The sequence below is a fragment of the Granulicella sp. L46 genome, from assembly GCF_009765785.1.
GTDB lineage: Bacteria > Acidobacteriota > Terriglobia > Terriglobales > Acidobacteriaceae > Granulicella.
The window spans coordinates 76388-97153 of the sequence record NZ_LMUT01000009.1 but is presented as its reverse complement, the minus strand read 5'-3'; the positions used below and the strand labels follow the sequence as shown (position 1 = coordinate 97153).

The 20766-nt window shown below is 61.0% G+C and carries 17 protein-coding genes; 6 read left to right on the top strand and 11 right to left on the bottom strand.

Annotated features, from left to right (window positions below; genetic code table 11):
* Positions 1 to 5: 5 nt before the first annotated feature.
* Positions 6 to 692, top strand: a complete 687-nt coding sequence (locus GSQ80_RS07060; RefSeq protein ID WP_158786951.1) for a CPBP family intramembrane glutamic endopeptidase — start codon at positions 6 to 8, stop codon at positions 690 to 692.
* Positions 693 to 765: 73 nt separating this feature from the next.
* Here GSQ80_RS07060 and GSQ80_RS07055 read toward each other — a convergent pair whose 3' ends face one another.
* The gene (locus tag GSQ80_RS07055; RefSeq protein ID WP_158786950.1) at positions 766 to 1437 is read right to left on the bottom strand and encodes an OmpH family outer membrane protein; all 672 of its coding nucleotides are present in this window, start codon (positions 1435 to 1437) and stop codon (positions 766 to 768) included.
* Positions 1438 to 2869: 1432 nt separating this feature from the next.
* Between GSQ80_RS07055 and GSQ80_RS07050 the strand changes: the two genes are divergently transcribed.
* The gene (locus tag GSQ80_RS07050) at positions 2870 to 4030 is read left to right on the top strand and encodes a response regulator (protein WP_158786949.1); all 1161 of its coding nucleotides are present in this window, start codon (positions 2870 to 2872) and stop codon (positions 4028 to 4030) included.
* Between the two features lie 138 nt (positions 4031 to 4168).
* Positions 4169 to 4378, top strand: a complete 210-nt coding sequence (locus tag GSQ80_RS07045; protein WP_158786948.1) for a hypothetical protein — start codon at positions 4169 to 4171, stop codon at positions 4376 to 4378.
* A gap of 118 nt (positions 4379 to 4496) precedes the next feature.
* On the opposite strand, the gene GSQ80_RS07040 is transcribed toward GSQ80_RS07045, so the two are convergent.
* Positions 4497 to 4760 (bottom strand): hypothetical protein, encoded by a 264-nt coding sequence (locus tag GSQ80_RS07040; RefSeq protein ID WP_158786947.1) that lies wholly within the window; start codon positions 4758 to 4760, stop codon positions 4497 to 4499.
* Positions 4761 to 4944: 184 nt separating this feature from the next.
* Between GSQ80_RS07040 and GSQ80_RS07035 the strand changes: the two genes are divergently transcribed.
* A complete protein-coding gene (locus GSQ80_RS07035; protein WP_158786946.1) occupies positions 4945 to 5550 on the top strand; it encodes a DNA-3-methyladenine glycosylase I in 606 nt (201 codons plus the stop codon).
* A 410-nt stretch (positions 5551 to 5960) separates the two neighbouring features.
* Here GSQ80_RS07035 and GSQ80_RS07030 read toward each other — a convergent pair whose 3' ends face one another.
* The 6 genes from GSQ80_RS07030 to GSQ80_RS07005 all read right to left on the bottom strand — a co-directional run bounded on the left by GSQ80_RS07030 (position 5961) and on the right by GSQ80_RS07005 (position 13083).
* Positions 5961 to 6239, bottom strand: a complete 279-nt coding sequence (locus tag GSQ80_RS07030) for a DUF3303 domain-containing protein (protein WP_158786945.1) — start codon at positions 6237 to 6239, stop codon at positions 5961 to 5963.
* A 217-nt stretch (positions 6240 to 6456) separates the two neighbouring features.
* Positions 6457 to 7461, bottom strand: coding sequence for an SPFH domain-containing protein (locus GSQ80_RS07025; RefSeq protein WP_158786944.1), 1005 nt, complete (start codon positions 7459 to 7461; stop codon positions 6457 to 6459).
* Between the two features lie 322 nt (positions 7462 to 7783).
* The gene (locus GSQ80_RS07020) at positions 7784 to 8827 is read right to left on the bottom strand and encodes a hypothetical protein (RefSeq protein WP_158786943.1); all 1044 of its coding nucleotides are present in this window, start codon (positions 8825 to 8827) and stop codon (positions 7784 to 7786) included.
* Positions 8828 to 9148: 321 nt separating this feature from the next.
* Positions 9149 to 10366, bottom strand: coding sequence for an FAD-dependent oxidoreductase (locus GSQ80_RS07015; RefSeq protein WP_158786942.1), 1218 nt, complete (start codon positions 10364 to 10366; stop codon positions 9149 to 9151).
* 169 nt (positions 10367 to 10535) lie between these two features.
* On the bottom strand, positions 10536 to 11336 hold the full coding sequence (locus GSQ80_RS07010; RefSeq protein ID WP_158786941.1) for a TIGR03435 family protein: 801 nt from the start codon (positions 11334 to 11336) through the stop codon (positions 10536 to 10538).
* A gap of 139 nt (positions 11337 to 11475) precedes the next feature.
* A complete protein-coding gene (locus GSQ80_RS07005) occupies positions 11476 to 13083 on the bottom strand; it encodes an alpha-L-fucosidase (RefSeq protein ID WP_158786940.1) in 1608 nt (535 codons plus the stop codon).
* Between the two features lie 185 nt (positions 13084 to 13268).
* On the opposite strand from GSQ80_RS07005, the gene GSQ80_RS07000 reads away from it, so the two are divergent.
* Positions 13269 to 14978 carry an amidase gene (locus GSQ80_RS07000; RefSeq protein WP_254059497.1) on the top strand — a complete coding sequence of 570 codons (1710 nt, stop codon included), beginning with the start codon at positions 13269 to 13271 and terminating at the stop codon, positions 14976 to 14978.
* A gap of 61 nt (positions 14979 to 15039) precedes the next feature.
* On the opposite strand, the gene GSQ80_RS06995 is transcribed toward GSQ80_RS07000, so the two are convergent.
* Positions 15040 to 17595, bottom strand: a complete 2556-nt coding sequence (locus GSQ80_RS06995) for a tRNA uridine-5-carboxymethylaminomethyl(34) synthesis enzyme MnmG (protein WP_158786939.1) — start codon at positions 17593 to 17595, stop codon at positions 15040 to 15042.
* Between the two features lie 161 nt (positions 17596 to 17756).
* A complete protein-coding gene (locus tag GSQ80_RS06990; protein WP_158786938.1) occupies positions 17757 to 18209 on the bottom strand; it encodes a DUF1569 domain-containing protein in 453 nt (150 codons plus the stop codon).
* Between the two features lie 67 nt (positions 18210 to 18276).
* Here GSQ80_RS06990 and GSQ80_RS06985 point away from each other — a divergent pair, with 67 nt between their 5' ends.
* The gene (locus GSQ80_RS06985; protein ID WP_158786937.1) at positions 18277 to 18963 is read left to right on the top strand and encodes a YceH family protein; all 687 of its coding nucleotides are present in this window, start codon (positions 18277 to 18279) and stop codon (positions 18961 to 18963) included.
* A 221-nt stretch (positions 18964 to 19184) separates the two neighbouring features.
* Here GSQ80_RS06985 and GSQ80_RS06980 read toward each other — a convergent pair whose 3' ends face one another.
* On the bottom strand, positions 19185 to 20744 hold the full coding sequence (locus tag GSQ80_RS06980; protein ID WP_158786936.1) for a glycoside hydrolase: 1560 nt from the start codon (positions 20742 to 20744) through the stop codon (positions 19185 to 19187).
* Between the last annotated feature and the right edge of the window lie 22 nt (positions 20745 to 20766).

The window sequence follows — 20766 nt, the reverse complement described above, 5'->3', positions numbered from 1 at the left end:
GCTCTATGTCTACGGAGCGGCTGAGTCAGTGGCAGGACCGGACATTTTTCTTTCTGGAAGCGCTGATTGTTTTCGGTTTGTTCTGGGCCGATATTCATCACTGGCGTCACGTCGTTATTTTCAGCAAGACGCCCTATCTGCTGGTCCTCGGGTGGATATCGTTGCGGGTGCGCGGCGTGACGTGGAGCTCCATCGGCTTCTCGCGACCAACCAGCTGGCGGGGCGTGCTGGCTTACGGAGTTGCTGCCGGGCTGGCGATGGAATGCCTCGAGCTTTTTGTTACGCAGCCGTTCTTGATGCGCCTGCTGCACACTCCGCCGGATTTATCCGTCCTCTCCGGGTTACGCGGCAACGTGATTTTGCTGGCGGTTGTGCTGCTTCTGACCTGGACTTTAGCGGCGTTCGGGGAGGAGTTGGTATGGCGTGGATACATCCTCAATCGGGTCGCGGACGTGATTTCGGTGCGGCGATTGCGCTGGCCGGTTGCGGTGCTGGTGTCGTCAGCGGTCTTTGGGTTGGCACACTTCGATCAAGGATGGACCGGCGTCATCGAGAATGCGATCGACGGAGCGCTACTCGCAGGATTGTACTTCGCGAGTGGCCGCAACCTGTGGGTGCCCATCATTGCGCACGGTGTCACCGACAGTCTGGATTCACTACTCATCTTTTCGGGCCACTATCCCACAATGTAGCTGGACCGCAGACGCAACAATGGAGGCCCTTAGGCCTCCATTGTTGTTTGCGGATTCTGTTGCGCTACTGCGATTACTGGTGGGGAGCAGCAGCGGGTGCGCGGCGCGGCGCCGTGGGAGCTTGCGGCGGAGGAGCCGGGACGCCAGAGGCTACGTTGTACGCATCGATGGTGGCCTGGGTGATGTCGGTTTCACGCTGCCACCAAAGGACGGTGGGAAGCTGCTGCTGTCCGCCGATGTTGAGGAGAAGCGTGAAGCCGTGATCCTGGGCATACTTAACCGCAGTGCCGCCGAACTTCTGGGCAACCTTGCCGTACGCTTCCTGGACATCGGTGTTGTAGGAGTTCTGAGCGTCTTCGACGTCGCGCTGGAGAGCCTTGGTCTTGTCGTCGATGGACTTCAGACGGCTGGCGCGCTCCTCGTCGGAGATGGTGGTGGGGAGAGCCTGGTACTGCTTCTTGAGGGAATCGAGCTCAGCGGACTGGGCGTCGATGGCGGTCTTTTTGGGCTCGTACTTTTTCTGGATTTCGAGTACGGCGCGCTGGCCTTCGTTGGTGGCGACGACACCCTGCTCAAACGCAATGACGGCAACCTTGGCGGGAATGGCTTCCGGCTTGACCTCAGCCTGTGCAGCGGGAGCTGCGGGACGGGCTGTGGCTGGTGCGTGGGTCGTGGTTTGTGCGAGGAGGGAGGAGGCTGCGAGGCCGGTTGCCAGCGCAGTAGCAAAGACAAAGGTACGGTTCATGCGGTGTTTGAAACTCCTATAGGGATCCGGATACTGGAGATATCAGCTGGATTACTCGCTGGGTTATTCCTGGGGCAAAGCGCCGCAGGGAAGGGTTGCCACACCTTCCTCCGCTCGTTGGACACCTGTAGGTGTTGTCCGCTTGCTCTATCTCATCATGCTCATCATCAAAGATGGAGGATGGAAAAATGAAGGAGAGGGTCGCGGGCGCGAGAGGACAGTCGGCTGACGGCAATTATATAGGAGAGCGTATGAGTCGGGTCAATTGAATCCCGCTGATTGGATTGGGAAGGAGAGGGTAGAAGTCTTCCGAAAAACGGAGGTTGGGGAGCGGCATTTCCGGTTTTTGGTGGTTTTGATCGGCGGCATTTTGGAATTTCCGGGGGAAAACGGGGTTTTGGGTTTGGTACGGCGATTGCATTCGTTACAAGTGTTCGAGATCAAGCCGGTCACTAAAGAGCTTGACAGATGGATGTTTGGAGCCTGGGCAGTTCACGGGTAAAGGGATGTAGAGGTTCCCATATAGAGGAATCTCCCCCCTACCAAGCAAAGGTCTTCGGGAGCTTCGGCGCCCAGGGGACCATTTGGAGGCCAGTGACTGGCTGTTAGGGGCTAGGGCCATCTTCCGGGGAGGGGAGATGGCCCAACGGCTTTCTGGAATGGGCGTATCTGTTGGTGGCGAAGGCATTTGCTGCAGCGAAGTTCTTTGTGAACCCCAGGCGGCGCTTTAAATGTTGCACTTCTTCATTGCCAAGCGTAAGATCATGATGTTCCGCTGGTTTAGGGGTTGAAATCTCGCCGTGCGTACTCCGGTTGGTTGACGTACCCGATGAGCTTGCAGAGTAATAGCGTGGGTTCCGGCAGATGCCCGAATCGCAAGATGGGGCATTCATTAGGGTTGCGAGGATCGTAAACTGAGCGCTCCAGGATCAACTCTGGAACACCGCCGAGATCAACCGATAGCGTGCTACGGAGATCTGGACCAAGATGAGGTTCAATCAAATTTAGCGAACAAGAGAGTCGCTCCGAGAGTGCAGTAGAGAAGCTGAGCCGAAGGAAGAATAGAGGCTGAGCTTGGTTTTGGGTTGGAAGTGCAAAGCTTTTGGGTTGAATGTGCAAAACCGAGGTTTTGATCCCCCCATAATGAATTTGAATGATGAGCGCTTTAGGAGCAGCAAGCCGTTTGCCGAGCAGGCAGGCGGGCCGGGAATGGGCCGGGAACGGACAGGAAGCGGTCCGGGGTGTAGACGCCCAGACGGGCACCATTCGCCGGCAACGTACGACAGATCAACTTCGAGTCAACGCTTGAGAGAGACTACGATTGACCCGTTCGGAGACAGTCCCGGTCGAGTTCCACCAGGACCGAAGGACCAAGACAGGGACATGTTCGAAACGCCTTAAGCACCGAATTGCAAGGGGAAACCACAGCACCATGGCAGAGCAGAATGCAGTAGACACTTCGTCGTACAACGCGACGGAGGAGTATAGCGGCGGGGATTACGGCAACTCAGACTTCGAATCGTCGGAGTCTGGAGGTGCCAACGATGACGGCCAGCCCGGGCCGGGGATGGGTCAGAGCAAGAGCAGCCGGCGTCGTCGCCGCAAGCGGAAGAACAAGGTTGCGGGAGATGGCCCGACTGTCGCCGGTGGCGATGGCGAGGCAGGACCGCAGATTGTGCCGATGGTGATGGAGGGCGAGAGCATTGCACTGGCAGCGTCGGCCGCACCGGCACAGGCGCGTCGGCCGCAGGGCGGCGGTGGACAACAGCCGCAAGGTGGTGGCCAGCAACAGGGCCAGGGCGGCAAGCGCTGGAAGAAGAAATTCAGAGACCGGGAACGGCGTCCGGGTGGGGGCGGCGGTGGTGGTGGCCGGAGCGAGAATCCGGGCAACGACTTCCGCGCGGAGGCCAGCTCGTCGAATGGCGGAGGGTACGGCGGTGGCGGAGGCTATCGTCCGGACAACTTCGGCAACCAGGCTGGCGGATTCAAGCGCAAGGGCAAAGGCGGCGGGCAGGCGCGGGAGCGCGGCTTCGTTGGGCCGATGGATCATAGCTATCGCGCGTCGGGAGAGTTTGGCGATGCACCACCGTCGACGATCCAGCTGTCGGGACGTAGAAACGGACATCGGCATACGGGAGACTCGCAGCCGATCGACCGCTCGATGCCGCGGCCGATTCCGATACCCGAAGGCGCACAGACGCACATCTACTTCTTCATCGAAGAACTGTTCTTCCAGGCAAAGATTCAGGAGACTGCTAAGAAGCTGGGCGTGAAGGTGTCGTTCATCAAGAACGATAAGGACGCTGTCGCGGCGCTGACGGAGAGCGAAGAGAACAAGCCGGCGCTGATCGTGTTTGATTTGAACAATGCGAATGCGAAGCCGCTGACGCTGATTCCGAAACTCAAAGCCAAACTGAAGCGTTCGGCTTCGATCGTTGGGTTCCTCTCGCATCTGCAGGGGGATCTCAAGGCGAAGGCCGTGGAGGCGGGATGCGACGTGGTGATGCCGCGTGCGGCGTTCTCACAGAACCTGCCGAACCTGCTGCGGCGGTATGGCGTCGAAGAGGAAGAAGAAGTTAACTTCAACTGCTAAGAGCAGGGATTAGGGATTAAAAAAGCGCTTGATCGCTGGCGAGGTTTGCCGGGGTCGGGCGCTTTTTTTTGAGGCGGAGATCGTGGTGGGCTTCTCGATGGTTGGGTGCGGCATCATAAGGAAACAGGAGATCTCGATATGCCCAATACACATTACTCGGCGGCGGCTGAACGTCACATGCAGGCAGCACATGCGCATGAGGCGGCGGCGGCTTCGCATAACATGAACGATCATTTGGGAGCGCATGAACAGTCCATGCTGGCGATGGAGCACGCGCGCGAGGCGCATAGGCTATCGGAAGAGGAAGCGAAGGTAGCGAAGGTGTCGAAGGAGCTGGAGACGCGGTAGGTGGGGTGTGGCAGCTGACGGACGCGATTGAAAGGGTGGGCGCGCTCTTTGGGGTGGTGCGCTCCGGTCACGTGCGCGGCGGTTTCGTCACGTGCGCAGTGAGACGTGTCGGGTTGGGTCAGAACTCCCAGAGGCCTTTGGGAAGGGGATGTCCGTCGCGAATATCGCGCAGCCGGAACCAGGCGAAATCTGCGAGCACGACCAGGAAGCCGAGCATAGCCAGGAGCAGGAGCACGGGGGTAAGAAGGAGGCCTGTGAGCATCCGAAGCGGGGCCCTCAAGCGGCTAAGGCTGGCCGAGCTCTCGCTATCGACCGTTGTTCCCGGGTCGGAAAAGGGCACAAGATCTTCGACGGTTTGGATTGGCTGTGACATGGTACTCATATGTATCGGCCTCGGTCTTCCATACTTTAGTCCCAAAAGGGGATGTCATTGGAAACAAATGAGATGGAATGGGACAAGGGAATACAGGTAGGTACTCCCGGGGGACGATAGTTAAGTTTGACGATTCGGTTGGATCGCGACACAAAGCGGCGCGGGTTGGAAGCGTTTGCGCAGGAGGATGGGTATGGCGAAACTAGCGAAGGTACGGTGTGCGTGGGCGGAGAGCGATGTGGGGATGCGCGCGTATCACGATGAGGAGTGGGGAGTTCCGGAGCGCGATGGGCGGGCGTTGTGGGAGCTGCTGATGCTGGAGGGTTTTCAGGCGGGACTGTCGTGGCAGATTATTTTGCGCAAGCGGGAGGGGTTTCGGCGGGCGTTTAAGGGGTTCGATCCCAAGAAAGTGGCGCGGTTTGGGGAGGCGGACATTTCTCGGCTGATGAACGATGAGGGGATTGTGCGGGCGCGGGCGAAGATTGAGGCGACGATTGCGGGCGCGCGGATCTACAACGAGATGGAGTCGGGTGAGGGATTTGCGGAGTGGGTGTGGGGGCTGGTGGGCGGTCGGCCGGTGCAGGATTCGTGGGATCAGACTGGTGGAGCGGGAAAGCGGGCGCGGATTCCGGCGTCGACGGAGTTGTCGGAGAAGGTGTCGAGGGAGTTGAAGAAGAGGGGGTTCAAGTTTGTTGGGCCGGTGATTGTGTATGCGTGGATGCAGGCCGCGGGGATGGTGAATGACCATGCGATGGAGTGTTTTCGGCGGAAGGCGGTGGAGAGGTTGGGGAAGAGGTAGGGCGAGAATGGGGAGGCGGTGTGCCGGGGCGAGCAGCCTTGCAGGTCTCTCCGCTACGCATCACAGAAACAGAAGCGTGATGCTCCGGTCGAGATGAAAGAGTTTGGGTGGGCAGAAGAGATTATGCCGATCAATGGCGCCCGGGTGGGATGGTGGTCGCGCGGGCCAGCTTGTGGCAGTTGCGGTGCGGAGGGAAGAAGTCCCAGAGGCTAAAGCCTCCGTTTGGGGGAAGGATTTGTGTCCGGGCTGAAGCCCGGACCTATCTCAGAGGCAACGGCAACGGCAACTGCAAGGGCAACGGCAAGGACAGCGGCAACGGCAAGGACAAAGGCAAGGGCTGGGTGCGGATATGCGGGCGCGCGGAGGAGGCGCGGTGTTGGAGGATTGGCTGGGGAGTTCGGTGGGGGCGGTTAGCTCTTGAAGAGTTTGGTCAGGGTCGGGCCGGCGGCGGCGTCTTCGATGACCGGGGCTATCACAACGTCCATGAACTGCGACCAGAAGGCGGCGAGCTCGTAGATCGCCTCGGCGGAGTCGGATTCGTAGAGGGTGAATCCGCCGGAGCCGTCTGCCTTGTGCCAGCGGCCGAGGGTGGTGACGCCGGCGGGGGGCGCGGCTTTGCCTGCGAGGAAGTTTTCGATGGCTGCTTTGCGAGTTTCTGGGCGAGGGGTCCACGTGCTGATGAATTTCATGGCTTCTCCATTGGGTGGTGTCTGGTGTTGCTGGGGGCCTGAATTCTTTTGGGAAGTGGATTGCTCTGGATTCTTACAGAGAGAGATTTTTGTTGCGCACTGAGTTATATCCGAAGGCAAGAGGAAAAGCGAACAGCAGATTCCCAGGGGGAATGACAGAAAGAAAAACAACGGCAACGGCGCAGCCTAAGGACAAAGGCTGCGCCGTGGGTTTTGGTTATATGCCGGTGTAGGGGTTGGGGGTGCCGGGGGTTCCTACGGGTGGGGCTGGTGGGTTGTAGGGGCGCGGGGGTTCTACGGTGCGCGGTGCGTCGGGGCCGGGGGCGTTGGGGATGGCGCCGCCACGGAGGCCGGCTAGGATCTGGGTTTGGAAGTCGTTGGAGGCACCGGGATTGTTGGGGAGGAAGAGGGTGTTGGTGCCGCCGCGGGTGCCGATATCCCGCAGGGTGTCGAAGTATTGGGTGAGGAGGACGAGGGCCATGACTTCGCCGGCGGAGGAGCCCGGGACGCCTTGCTGGAAGTGCTCGATGGAGGCGGAGAGGCCGTCGATGATGGCCTGGCGCTCGCGGGCGATGCCGTTGCCCTGGAGAGCTTTGGATTCGGCCTCGGCCTCGGCTTGCTTGACCTTGAGGATCTTCTCGGCTTCGCCACGGGCCTGCGCCGCTACTTGCGCGCGCTGGGCGGCGTTGATGTCGTTCATCGCGGCTTTGACTTTGTCGTCGGGGATGATGTCGGTGACGAGGGCGTTGAGGATGTTGAAGCCGAAGCCGGACATGGTGGCGTCTAGCTCGGTTTTGACGGCGATCGAGATGCCGGATTGTTGCTCGAAAGTTTCGTCGAGGGTGAGCTTGGGGACGTGGCCGAGAATGCTGTTGAAGACGAACGACTCGATCTGTTTTTGCGGCGCGGAGAGACGGTAGAAGGCGTCGTAGATCTTGTCGTCGAGGACCTGGTATTGGACGCTGACGGGGATCTGGACGAAGACGTTGTCGTGGGTCTTGGTCTCAACTTGAAATTGGGCTTGCTTGACCTGGAGGTCGACGAAGTAGACTCGCTCGGCGAAGGGGAGGAGGAGGTGGGGCCCGGGGCGGGTGATGCGGTCGAACTTGCCAAAGCGCTCAACCACGCCGGCGGTGAAGGTGCGGACCTGGTAGTAGGTTTTGGCGATGAGGACGAGGACGAAGATTGCGATTACGAAGACGAGGATGAAGACTGCCGGCATGCGTGCGCCCTTTCGTGGTACAGAGGGAGGATATACCCGGCGGCGTTTGGTAGCTGTATCTGTCGAAATGGGGCACCCGGCACACCTCTCCGCTGCGGAGTTGTTTTATCGCTAACGGAGGATGATTCCGCAATACTCTCTGCGCCGGACCGGAACCGCTGCTACCCGCAACCTTCGATTCCATCAGTGCGCCAGCGGAGGCGATTCTGGAATAAACCGCGAGGTCCGGATTCCCCACGGCCTGTTCACTACAGCGAGATCATCCATCGATTCGGGTGGGCCATGTGTTGAGGATTGATTGCCGTTCCACTTCTCGCACGGCCTAGACGAGCACCGGTCGCAATGCCCGAGACAGCCGAATCGGCTCGAACACCGGAATCGTCGACGGGTCCGACGACAGGTGGCGCGGATAGCCGATGCAGAGATCGCCCGTAACGACCACGGTCGAGTCGCTGGTATTGGAGATGGCCCAGGTGTGCTGCGTGGGATATGTCACATCCATGAAGGTCACGGACACGTCGGAATTGAAGAACGTTTTGACGAGGGGGGCGATTGTGCCATCGTTACGCTGAAGGCCCTCTTCCGCGGCGAAGAACTGCTCCATGTCCGTTAGGACAGCCGTGTTCATTGAGATCGCGGCCGTCTGCAGACCTGACACGATCTCAGTGAGAATGTCGTCGGCATTGGTGCACCAGTCGGCCGGCCAGCCGACATGGATGTTCCACGAACTCAGCGCGAGGTCCAGGTACGTGCCGAGGTTGAATGACCTGTCGGGTACGATGGAAATCCCAAACTTCACATCTGCCCCGGATTTCGATCCTGAGAAGGAGAGCCCGCTCGGACTCGCCGTGATCTGCGTGTTGCCCGGCAGCGCTGAGCCCTTAAGCACACTGCTTACGCTACCTGCCGAAATCCCGTTCTTAGCGTCGATCGTCTCAGGCAGGAGCCAGATGTTGAGTTCGGTCGTCTCAGCGGTCCCGACGCTCAGGCTGAGGTCGGAGCGGTACAGCGGACGGTACGGGAACGAACCTTCCGTGACCAGAAGCATGAACCGGATGTCCGAGGGCGTTCCGCCGGGTACCGTGGCGTTCGGAGCAGGCTGAGTGATGCCGAAGCTGCCATCGGCCTGCGTCTGGGCTGAGCCACCGGGCAATGGGATCGGAAGCAGGTCGTTGACCGACCACATTCTCACTTCCAGGCCGGGCCAAGGCTGAAAGCCCTGTTGGGGCTGGCCTTGTTGCCCGTTCAGAATGGGCGAGAAAAAGACCGCGGGATCGGTGATCTGGTAAACGTGACCGGAGAAGATTGGGCCTCCGAAGATTGGGCCTCTGAAGACTGGGTTGTTCAGGCGGGCTGCGTCGCTCATACTCACCTCGTATGGGGCATGACGAAATGAGCGGTAGTGTAGGCCCGTCAATCGGTATAAGTCAACAAAATCATGCGGTTGAAATCCATGATTGACCAAACCATCCCCTTGGCGATCCTGCCACCATCTTTGCTTCACGTGCGGACGCCCGATCGACTCTTCGCAGGACGGCTGCAATCTGAGGTGCTGACGATAGGCCAACGCACTCATTGACCGATGTTGGGCCGTATTTGAGGATTGGCCCGCAGAAAAGGCTCTTTTGTTGACGGATAAGCCTGTCGTCGAGGAATCCTGCAACGATGACTTTGCGGAAACTGGGGGTTAGGTGGTTTTGATGTGTTGGGGCTGGAGGCCGAGGCCTACGAAGCGGGCGGGGAGTTGTTGGAAGCCGGGGATGCTGGTGAGGATCTTTAGGAGGAGCGGAGGTTTTACGGGGCCGGGGTTGTTGAGGATCTTGTTGAGGACACGGTGGGCGAAGACTTGTACGCGTTGGGTGTTGTGGACGGCACGCTCGCGATAGTGCTGGACGCGGGCGAGGTCGTGGGGTGTGGCGGCGCCGGCGAGTAGGGATTCGGTGAGCATGTTGGCGGTGGCTACGGCGTCTTGTAGCGCGATGTTGATGCCGATGCCGCCGACGGGGGACATGGCGTGTGCGGCGTCTCCGATGCAGAGCAGGCCGGGGGAGGACCATTGCTTGAGGCGGTTGACTTCTACGGTGAGCAGCTTGATTTTGTCCCAGGAGTCGAGCTCGGCGGTGCGGCGGGCGAGGAAGGGGACGACGCGTTCGATGCTTTGCTGGAAGGCTTGGAGGCCGGCGGCTTGGATTTGGGGGAAGGTGCCTTTGGCTACGATGTAGCCGACCTGGTAGTAGTCGTTGCGATTGATGAGGACGATGAGGCGGCCGTAGTTGATGTAGCCGAGGCCGTACTCGGGGTCGCCGGGGTGGCGGGGGAGGCGGAGCCAGAGGACGTCGATGGGGACGCCGTAGTCGATGAGCGGGAGGTGGGCGGCGACGCGCGAGATGGCGTGGCGGCCGTCGCAGCCTATGGTTAGGTGTGCGGGGATTTTTACGGGGCCGTTGGGAGTGTTGGCTTCGACGCCGGTGGTGATGCCGTTTTGCTGGAGGAGGCCGGTGGCTTCCCAACCCATGCGGAGCGTGAAGTTGGGATAGTGGGCGGCTTCGGCGGCGAGGAAGTTGAGGAAGTCCCATTGCGGCATGAGGGCGATGAATTTTGCGTGGACGGGGAGGTGGGTGAAGTCGGCTATGCGGAATTGTTCGCCGCCTACGTTGGCGGAGAGCTCGGAGATTTGGGAGTGGGGTAGGGTGAGGAATTTTTCGAGGAGGCCTAGTTCGTAGAGGATTTCGAGAGTGGAGGGGTGGATGGTGTCGCCGCGGAAGTCGCGGAAGAAGTCTTTGTATTTTTCTAGGACGGTGACGTGGATGCCGGCGCGCGCGAGGAGGAAGCCGAGCATGATGCCGGCGGGGCCTCCGCCGATGATGCAGGTGGTGGTGGCTAGGGATTGGTCGGGGGCGTCCATCTTGGGATGAGGGTAGCAAGCGCGGGGTGGGGCGTCAAAGTGCGCGCACGGTGACGCTGCGTTGGGGGCGGAGTTGCACAGTCGGGCGGGGGAAGTTCGTTGAAGCGCTGGTTCACGCGAACGCTGGTTAGTGTGCGCGAGGTAGGTAACAGCGCTCTGCGAGTCAGCGCTAGTTCGGTGATGGATTTGCGTCGACATGATCGATGATGAGGTTTGGCACGGTTACCTGTTCCGGCCGGAGCTGCAGGCCCAAGGTATCTTCCACTGCGCTGAAGAACGAGGGTAGAGGTGAGTCCGTCGCTGCGGCGTTCGTCGATCTGAGAGGTGCGAAGTCGAGGTCGATGTTGAAGGTGCCGGAAAGCCCAGTGTGATCAACGACCGGTTCGCGCAAAACGAGGGAAAACAGGCTCGTGACGTGGAACATATTTGCTCCGCGGCTTTGAACATGGGAATCGCTGAGCCAGTTGGCGGAGGGCGCTCCAGCCGCCTCGCCTTCCTGACTGATATCGCGCTTGGAGGGTTTCAATTTCGCGCCACCTTTCGCTATGTACAAGCCATAGGCGGCCTCCTTCTTCGAGCCGGTATGAACGGATAGGTGGAAGCGCTCGATCAATAGCTGCCGCAACATAGGACGGATGGTATTGAAGTCCGACCATGGCTTGTTATCCGGCACAGTAGCGTTGACGTCATAGAGCGTCCCGAGCGCCGAGCGATCACCGCCCTGGATCTCATCCCCGGTGACATTCCACGCCATTGCGATCAGAGCAAGCAGGGGACGGCAGGTGACTCCGAAATGGGTGCTGCCTGACGGCAGGCTGCTGTGGCAACCCATGTGCCACTCCACTGGGCGAATGGAGGCGGCCTCAAATGTTGCGCTCGGCGACGCGGCGGGCTGTTGCGCCTGCGCGGCCGTTGCCACGATAGCCGCGATGACCAAGAGCAGGCGAGTGACGCGGGTAACGGAGAGCATGTTCTCTTGACGCGGCGGGATGCTGCGGGTGAGCCGCGGCGGTTAGCGGGAGCGGGATTTGTGGGTGGCAGGCGGGCGTGATTCCCCACCCATCGCGCAAAGGCGCGCGATGGATGGGGCACCCATTCGGCTGATGGGTCTAGGCGAAGTTGATGCGGAGGGCTATGCCTAGGTTGGAGGCGGGGGTTGGGGTGGAGGGGAGAGTGATGCGGAGGGCGGTGGTGTCTTGCGTGAAGCGGAGGGATTCGTTGTGGCCTAAGAGGCGGATGTCTACGGGCTTGCCGGGTTGTTGCGGGCTGTTGGTGGCCAGGGATTGGATGAGGAGTTCGGTGGGTTGGTTGGGCTGCGTTGGGGGCCAGCCCATTGCTAGGGCGTAGAGGGTTTTGCCTTTGGTGGTGAAGCGGATGTCCTGGTGGGTTAGGTCGGGCTGCTTGCCTTCGTTGGGGTCGAACTCTTTGCCGTTGGGCTTGATCACTACCTTGGTGGAGGGGCCTTCGCCGTGGATCTTCCAGGGGCGCGTGTAGTAGATGGCTTCGCCGTTGATCGAGGTCCATTGGGTGATGGCTTCGAGGATGCGAAGCTCTTCGGGGTCGGGGAGGCCGGAGGCGGGGAGAGGGATGTTGAGGAGGAGGTTGCCGTTTTTGCTGACGATGTCGACCAGGAGGTCGATGACTTTTTTTGGGGACTTGTATTTCTCGCCGACGCGGTAGTGCCAGTTGCCGATGCAGGTGTCGGTTTGCCAGGGGCGGGGATCGATCTGGTTGAGGACACTGCGCTCGTGGTCGATGACGCAGGAGGTCGCGTCGGGGCAGTCGGTGGGGGTTTTGCTGAAGTAGATGGCCTGGGATTTGTTTTGGTACGAGTAGGGGCCTACGTTGTAGAGCTCGGCTACGGTGGCGAGGCTGTACTCCTCGAGCGAGATGCCGCCGTCGGTGTAGAGGAGGTCGGGCTGATGCTGGTCGATTAGGTCTTTGACGCGGTTGAAGTAGTGGAGCTTCCAGGTGTCAGGCGCTACGCGGCCCATGTCCTGCGCGGTGTGGGCGAAGTTGGCGGGCATGGTGGAGTAGTCGTGGTAGAGGTCGGCGAAGGCGGGGTTCTGGCCGTCGTAGGGGACGTTCGCGTAGGGGCCTTTGGTGTCGGCGAGGTGGGCGGGGGCGAACCAGTCGAAGGAGTTGGAGAGGTGCTCGGATACGCCGAAGCGGAGGCCGCGGGCGCGGGCGGCTGAGGCCCAGAGGCCTACGACATCTTTGTGCGGGCCGGAGGCTACGGAGTTCCAGCGGGGTTGGTATTTGGAGTTCCAGAGGTCGTAGCCGTCGTGGTGAACACCCATGGAGAAGAAGTATTTTGCGCCGGCGTGCTGGTAGAGATCCATGAGGTGTTCGGGATCCCACTGGTCGGCGGTGAAGAGAGGGATGAGGTCTTTGTAGCCGGTCTTGGATTGGGGGCCGAAGCGCTTGAGGTGGTAGTCGTACTGGGCGGTGCCTTCGATGTACATGTTGCGGGCGTACCAGTCGCCGTCGCCGATGGCGGATTGCGGACCCCAGTGGGACCAGATGCCGAACTTTGCGTCGGCGAACCAGTCGGGTGTGGTGTAGGCGCGGAGGGAGGCGCGGGTGTTGGTGTAGGGGCCGGGCGTGATGGCGAGGGGCGGTGGAGTTGAGGAAGATTGGGAGAAGGACTTGCGGAGACCGAAGGCTGGTGCGGCGGTCGCTAGAAGCTTGAGGGTCTGGCGGCGGGAAAGCTTCATGGGATCCTTCGCGACAGGGATAGCGCAGCGAATAGAACTATATCGTCTTCGGTGCTGGGAGTTGAAATGCGGGGCGTGCTACAAGTGGTGCTACAAGAAGCGAGAAGCAGATTCCCGGAGGGAATGACAGAAAGAAAAGCAAGAGCAACGACCAAAGCAAGAGAGTGATTTCGGGAGGTGGATGGATGCGGCGAACGTTTGTCGGGTTGGTGATGGCGGTGTTGGTGAGTGCGAGCTGCTTGCGGGCGCAGTTGGTGGTGCCGAATCAGAGTGAGCCGCCGGTGGCGCTGCCGAGTGGGTTGCCGGTGTTGCCGGAGGCGGAGCAGGCGCGGATGGATCGCGACTTGATGGAGATTGATATTCCTCGGCTGCAGGCTTTGTATGCGCGGCATGTTTATACGGTGGAGCAGGTGACGCGGTGGTATCTCGGAAGGATTGCGAAGTACAACGGGATCTATCGCGACGTGCAGACCGTGGATGTGAAGGGCGCGTTGGAGACGGCGCGGCGGGAGGATTCGGGTGGCCTGGAGCATGGCGCGATGTGGGGTGTGCCGATTGTGATCAAGGCGAATACGGCGGTGAAGGGGTTGATCGATACGGATGGGTGGGCGGGGTTCGCGATTCGCGGACATGAGTTTGTGGCGGAGCGGGATGCGACGGTTGTTGCGAGGTTGCGTGCGGCGGGTGCGGTGATTTTGGGGATTACGAATATGCCGGACTTCGCGATTGCGGATACTACGCGGTCGACGGCGTTTGGGCGGACGGGGAATGCTTATGATGTGAGGTTCTCGCCGGGTGGGAGTTCGGGCGGAACGGTGACGGCGGTGACGAGCAACGAAGCGATGGTGGGGACGGGGAGCGATACGGCTTGCAGCATCACGATGCCTGCGGGGACTAGCTCGGTTGTGGGGGTGTTGCCGACGCGCGGGCTGACGAGTATTGCGGGGATTGCGCCGCTGGATTGGCTGCGCGATAACACGGGGCCGATTGCGCGCAATGTGACGGACGCGGCGATTGCGCTGGGGGTGATGGCGGGGGAAGATCCGCTGGATTTTCGGACTATGAATTCAAAAGGCAAGGTCGAGGCCGGGGGGTCAGCGGAGAAAGCGGAGGGTGGGCCGTACACGAAATATTTGAAGAAGGATGCTTTGAAGGGGAAGAGGTTTGGTGTGCCGGCGTTCATGCTTGAGACCGAGGAGGACAAGCTGCAGCCGGAGACTCGCGCGATGTTGATGAAGGCGGCGGAGCAGATGCGGGCGGCGGGGGCGGTGGTGGTGATTGACGAGAAGCTGCTGCCGTTGAGTTTCTATGACGCGATTCACAAGATTGTTTCGCGGCTGTATTTGAAGGATGGTGCGGACCAATGGATTTCGGAGTTTGGGCCGAAGGAATATCGCAGCGGTGAGGCGTATACGCGGGCTACCGGCGTGGCTTGGCCGATGGTGTTTACCGGGGAGAGGCGGCCGGGTGGGGTCGCGGAGGATGCTCCGCAAGTGCAGGCGATTTTGGCGAAGGATCCGGATGCGGAGAAGAATTTCTTTGGTCCGCAACGGGAGGCGTTGCGAGAGTATGAGGCGGCGCTCGATGAATTTCATTTGGATGGATTGATTTATCCAAGCGCGCAGATGCCGACGCCGGATGAAACGATGCCGCAGAATGGCGGGTTGAGTACCGGGCCGGAGAGTCATACGGGGTGGGTGAATCGGATTGGCGTGCCGGCCGTGGTGGTGCCTGGTGGGTTCTATCCGGATGGGCTGCCGTTTGGGTTGGAGATTAGCGCGCGGCCTTGGAGGGATGGGGAGTTGCTGGGGTGGGCTTATGCGTATGAGCAGGCTACGAAGAATCGTCGGGTGCCGGTGCTGGTGGAGAAGGGGCTGTTGCCTATTGGGCGGTGACTCCTACGCGGAGGGCGGTCCTGCGCGGACGGCGAGAGTTAACTGCGTCGCTGGTGACTAATCAGGCGGTGCGGCCACGGGCTTGGATTTCTAAGAAGACCTGGATGAGGGTGACGGCGGCGGGGGTTACGCCGGAGATGCGGCTGGCTTGGCCCAGGGTCGAGGGGCGGACGCGGTCTAGTTTTTCTACCATCTCACGGGAGAGGCCGGAGCAGGCGCGGTAGTCGAACCAGGTGGGGATGGTGCGGGCTTCGTCGGCGCGGAGGCGGGCCATGCTGCGTTGCTGCTGCGCGAGGTAGCCGGCGAATTTTATGGTGGTTTCGACGGTTTTGAGCTCGTTGCGGACCCAAGCGGGTAAGGCAGGGGATAGAGGGTAGAGTGTAGAGCGTAGAGAGGACGCGGAAGAGATCGCGGTTAGCCAGGGGGCGAAGGCGGGGTTGGTTTGCAGGCGGGGTAGGAGCGCGGGGAGGAGTTGTTCGATGGTGGTGGCGGGGCGCTTGAGGAGTTGGGCGAAGAGGTCGCCGCGGGTGGGGGGCGCTTGGGGATTTGAGGTGGAAATGGTTCGAGAGGCTGTGGCGAGATCGGAAGTATCGGGGTCCTTCGGCTCCGCGATTCGCAAGGAGCGCGAATCGCTCCGCTCAGGATGACAGGTTAATTCTGGCTGATTGCTCGAGTCTGGCTGGGGGCTCGAGTTTCGTTGACGGCTCAAGTCTGGCTGACGATTTTCTGGAGCGATGATGGCGAGGTCGGGGTCGGTGAGGCGGGTGGTTTCGAGTAGGAGCTTGAGGGCGGCGGCGCGGAGTTGTTTGGCTTCGAAGGCGGCGAAGGCTTGGTCGTCGATGAGGCCCAGGGCGCGGCCGTGGGGGGTTAGGCGGGTGTCGGCGTTGTCGATGCGGAGGTGGAGGCGGAACTCGGCGCGCGAGGTGAACATGCGGTAGGGCTCGTCGGTGCCTTTGCTGATGAGGTCGTCGATGAGGATGCCGGTGTAGGCTTCGGTGCGGTCGAGCGTGAAGGTTTGTGGCAGGTCTTCCTCTGGGGCTAAAGCCCCAGTCTCCAAGTTGGTTTGAATGGCACGGCTAAAGCCGTGCGCCTTCGAAGGCGGGACTGCGTCAAGATCGTCGCTGCTGCCCGCAAAATACAGGGGTCTCTTCACTTCGCTGCGCTCCGGTCGAGATGACGAAGTTTCGGAGGGAACAACGGAAAACGACTTGGCGAAGAGGGCGGCGTTGATGCCGGCCATCAGGCCCTGGCAGGCGGCTTCTTCGTAGCCGCTGGTGCCGTTGATTTGGCCGGCTAGATAGAGGCCGGTGAATTTTTTTACGCGGAGAGTGCGGTCTAGTTCGGTGGGGTCGATGGCGTCGTATTCGATGGCGTAGCCGGGGCGGAGCATCTCGGCGTTTTCGAGGCCGGGGATGCTGCGGACCATGGCTTGCTGGACGTCCATCGGGAGCGAGGTGGACATGCCGTTGATGTAGACCTCGTGGGTGTTGAGGCCTTCGGGCTCGAGGAAGAATTGGTGCGAGGTTTTGTCGGGGAAGCGAACGATTTTGTCTTCGATGGAGGGGCAGTAGCGCGGGCCGATGCCTTCGATCTGGCCGGTGAACATGGGGCTGCGGTGGACGTTGGCTCGGATGAGGGCCAGGGTTTCTGGAGTGGTGGTGGCGATGTGGCAGGAGACTTGGCGGAGGGGTGGTGTCCAGTGCGCGGAGGTTTTAGAGGTGGCGCTTGGGGTGGAGAAGGGACCGACGGCTGAGGTGAGGTTGGCGCCCTCGGGGTCCTTCGGCTCCCCCTTCACTGCGTTCAGGGTCCGCTTAGGATGACAGACATCTGCGAGGGCTTGGAGGGAGCGGAAGGAAAAGGGAGTGGGATCTGCGTCGCCGGGTTGCTCTTCGAATTTTGACCAGTCGATGGTGCGGCCGTCCAAGCGTGGGGGGGTGCCGGTCTTTAGGCGGGTCTCGCGGAGACCTAGCTTCTTGAGGGATTCGCCGAGTAGGACGGAGGCTGGTTCGCCGGAGCGGCCGGCGGTGTATTGCTGCTCGCCGCAGTGGATGAGGCCGTTGAGGAAGGTGCCGGTGGTGACGATGACGGCGTGGGCGGCGATGCGGCGGCCGTCGCGGAGGAGGACGCCGGTGATGCGGGGTAGAGCGGGGGATAGGGGATAGGGGATAGAGGATAGAGAAGACGCCTCGTCCGCAGGTTCGATGACGAGGTCAATCACTTCGGCTTGCTTGATGAAGAGGTTGGGGATGGACTCTAGTTTTTCGCGCATGCGGACGCGGTAGAGGGCCTTGTCGCATTGGGCGCGGGGGCTCCAGACGGCGGGGCCGCGGGAGGTGTTGAGGAGGCGGAATTGGATGCCGCAGGCGTCGGCTACTTCGCCCATGATGCCGCCTAGGGCGTCGACTTCGCGGACGAGATGGCCTTTCGCCACACCGCCTATTGCCGGGTTGCAGGACATTTGGGCGATGAGGTCGAGGTTGAGGGTGAAGAGGGCGGTGCGGAGGCCCATGCGCGCGGCGGCCGCGGCGGCTTCGCAGCCGGCGTGGCCGGCGCCGACGACCAGGACGTCGAAGGTTTCGGAGAAGGTGGGGGCATCGGGTTGGGGGGAGAGTGGCACCACCTTCCATTTTAGAGGGAGTCTGCGGCCGGCGCGCGCATGCCCGGGGCTAAAGCTCAATTTGTGCGGAGACTTGTTCCGCGGCTAAAGCCCGCTGCTCACCCGGTCGTGCCGCGGCTAATCTCGTGGCGTGGCCGTTGATTCTGGCCGTGGGATGAGGGCTAGGCTCCGAATTGGCGGAGGTGATGGTCGAGATGTTTGTACATCAGGATCGACCACTGTTCGGGCGTGAGGGGTCCGAAGAAGCTGTGGGGATGGTTGGTGCAGGTGGTTGGTCCGGTGGTGGTGAAGCGGTCGATCAGGTTGAGGAGACGGATTCGTTCTGCTTCGATGTCGCGGTGATCCTGCACAATAATCTCGTCGATGGTGGGTGAATTTTTGCGCATGGGTTCGTCGTCGCGCAAGGCAAGGGGTTTGATGATGGGGCCGAGGATCCTGCCAATGAATTTCCGCGGTGGGTGGAAGTCTCCGAGCGACATTTCAATGCTGGCAGAGCAGTGCGCCATCGCCTGCTCTGGGTTCATCTTGCCCCACTGGTGTGGGCTATCGGACTGCAATGTTTCGAGCCGTGCTTTGACCTGTTGGGCTGTCGCGGGATCGAACAAATTTTTCATGGATGCAAGTGTAAGGCGGCGGTGATGTTGCAGCGTGAAGATTCGGCGGGTTCGGTAGGATTGAGGGATGGTTGAGTTGAATGTGGTTGAGGCGCGGGTGCTGGGGGCGTTGATTGAGAAAGAGATCAATACGCCGGAGTATTACCCGCTGAGTTTGAATGCGGCGGTGAACGCTTGTAATCAGAAGAGCAGTCGCGAGCCGGTGATGGAGTTGAGCGAGGCGGATGTGCGGACGGCGCTGTTTGAGCTGGATCAACTGGGGTTGGTGCGGACGATTGCGGAGTCGCGGGCTACGAAGTTTGAGCATCGGGTGAGGGATGTTCTGAACTTGCGGCGGGATGAGGTGGCGGTGATGTGTTTGCTGCTGCTGCGGGGGGCGCAGACTTCGGCGGAGTTGCGGGCTCGGACGGAGCGGATGTATGCGTTCGATGACAATGCGGCGGTGCTGACGGTGTTGGAACGGCTGGCGGGTCGGGAGGTCTCGGGACAAGCTGAGCCGCTGACGCAGTTGATGGCGCGGCAGGCTGGGGCGCGGGAGGCTCGTTGGGTGCACTTGCTTTGTGGGCCGGTGGATGCGGGGTTAGTTAGTGGTGCGGAGGCCCGGGTCCGAGAATCCGGACCCGGGGCACCCGATTCTTTGGTGCAGCGGGTGGCGGCGTTGGAGGAGGTGGTTCGGGGGTTGGAGGAGAGGCTCGGTGTGTTGGAGCGCGGGGTACGTGGGGATTTGCCTGGCGGTGGCGACGGGATCGAGTAGAGCAAAGAGCTCGGTGGGAACGGGCGAAGCGTGTGGGTGGGATGGAATTCTTCGGGGTCCTTCGGCTGCGTCGTTCGCAAAGTGCGCGAACGACTGCGCTCAGGATGACAGATTGGTGGCGGGTCAGAAAGGGAGACTTCGCTCAGGATGACAGATTGGTGGCGGGTTAGAAGGGGAGACTGCGCGGGATGACAGGTTGGTGACAGATCAGACGAAGAGTCCTAGTGGGTGGGTGTGAGGGTTAGGAGGACGGTGTCGTTCTGTTGCATGGGGAAGGTCTTGTCGAAGTGGCTGTTGGTGATGTGGATGGTTTGGGTCTCGGTGGGTGCGCCGCTGGCGGTGTGGTTGAGAGCTTCGACCTGGGCGGGGGAGAGATCGATGGGAGAGCCCATGTGGAGGTACGCGGTGTAGGCGTCGTTCTGCTGATAGCCGGTGCGATAGACGTTGAGTTGGTAGCGGCCGTTGTGGAGGTGGTCGAGGATGAGGTGTGTGCTGGGCGCGGGCTGGGCGGGCTGCTCGCGCTTGTAGAAGATCTGGTCGTCAGAGGTGGCGGGGGGCGCGATCGGGGTGTAGTTCCAGAAGAGGATCTGGACGGAGCCGTCGGGTTTGGTGGTGGCCCAGGAGTGGTCGGGGCTGGTGGTGGCTATGTCTGTGGGGCCTAGCTGGGCGAGGAATTTATAGGCGAAGTACGCGGGCTTGCGGATGCCCTGCAGGTTCATGAGGCCGAAGCCGCCGTAGAAGGGGCGCGTGGGTGGACCACCTTCTTCGAAGATGTCGGTGAATGTCCAGTAGGACATGGATTGGGTTAGCGGAGAGGTGGCGCGGAGTTTTTCGAGGATGAAGGCGGCTTCGATGTATTGGTCGTGGATGAAGTCCGTGGGGGTGTAGCTGGAGGACCACTCGGTGTAGTGCAGCTCGAGGTGCGGAGTGGCGCTGTGGTCGATGCGATTGCGCGAGTCGCGGACGCGGCCGACGATGCTGTTGGGAGAGGTGTCGAGGAGCGTGCCGTCGTCGCCGGTGGCGTCGAAGGAGCCTTTGACTACGCCGTAAGTGTGGGTGGAGTCGAAGTCGGCTGGGACGTGATTTTTGGCGATGAAGTCGAGCCAGTCGGCCTCCCATCCAACGGCGGTGGCGGGGCCTCCAACGCGACACTTCGGGCAGACGGAGCGAACGGATTCGACCGTGTTTTTGTAGAGGTTGAAGTAGTCGGATTGGGAGCCGGTGAAGAAGCCGTTGTGGAGGTCGGGCTCATTCCAGACTTCGAAGTACCAGTGGTTGACTTCGTCGTTGCCATAGCGGGATTGGAGGTGGGTGACGAAGGCTTCGATGAGGGCATTCCACTTAGCCATGTCTTTGGGCGGGGTGATGTTGCCCTTCCACCAGAAGACGGTTTGCGGGCCGCTGGCGAGAGCGGAGGGCATGAAGGAGAGCTCCACGAACGGGCGGATGTGTTGGGCGAAGAGAGCGTCGTAGAGGGCGTCGACGTATTGGAAGTTGTAGATGGGGTGGCCGTGGGGGTCTTCGGTGTAGACGCCCATGTCGTCGTGGAAGATGCCGTGGAAGCGGATGTAGTGGAAGCCGATTTCGCGCTGGACGGTGGAGAGTTGGGATTGCCAGTCGGCGCGGAGGCCTTCGTTGGCGCGGCCGGCACCAACGGTGTTTAGGGGAGTTTGGGAGTGCGGGCCTATTGTTTGGGCGGCGTCGATGGTGAGGGTTTGTGGGGATTGGGCGAGACAGGTTGCAGAGAGGCAGAGGAGAAGAAAACGAAGGGCGCGGTGCATGAGGATGAGGGTAGCAGGGAGA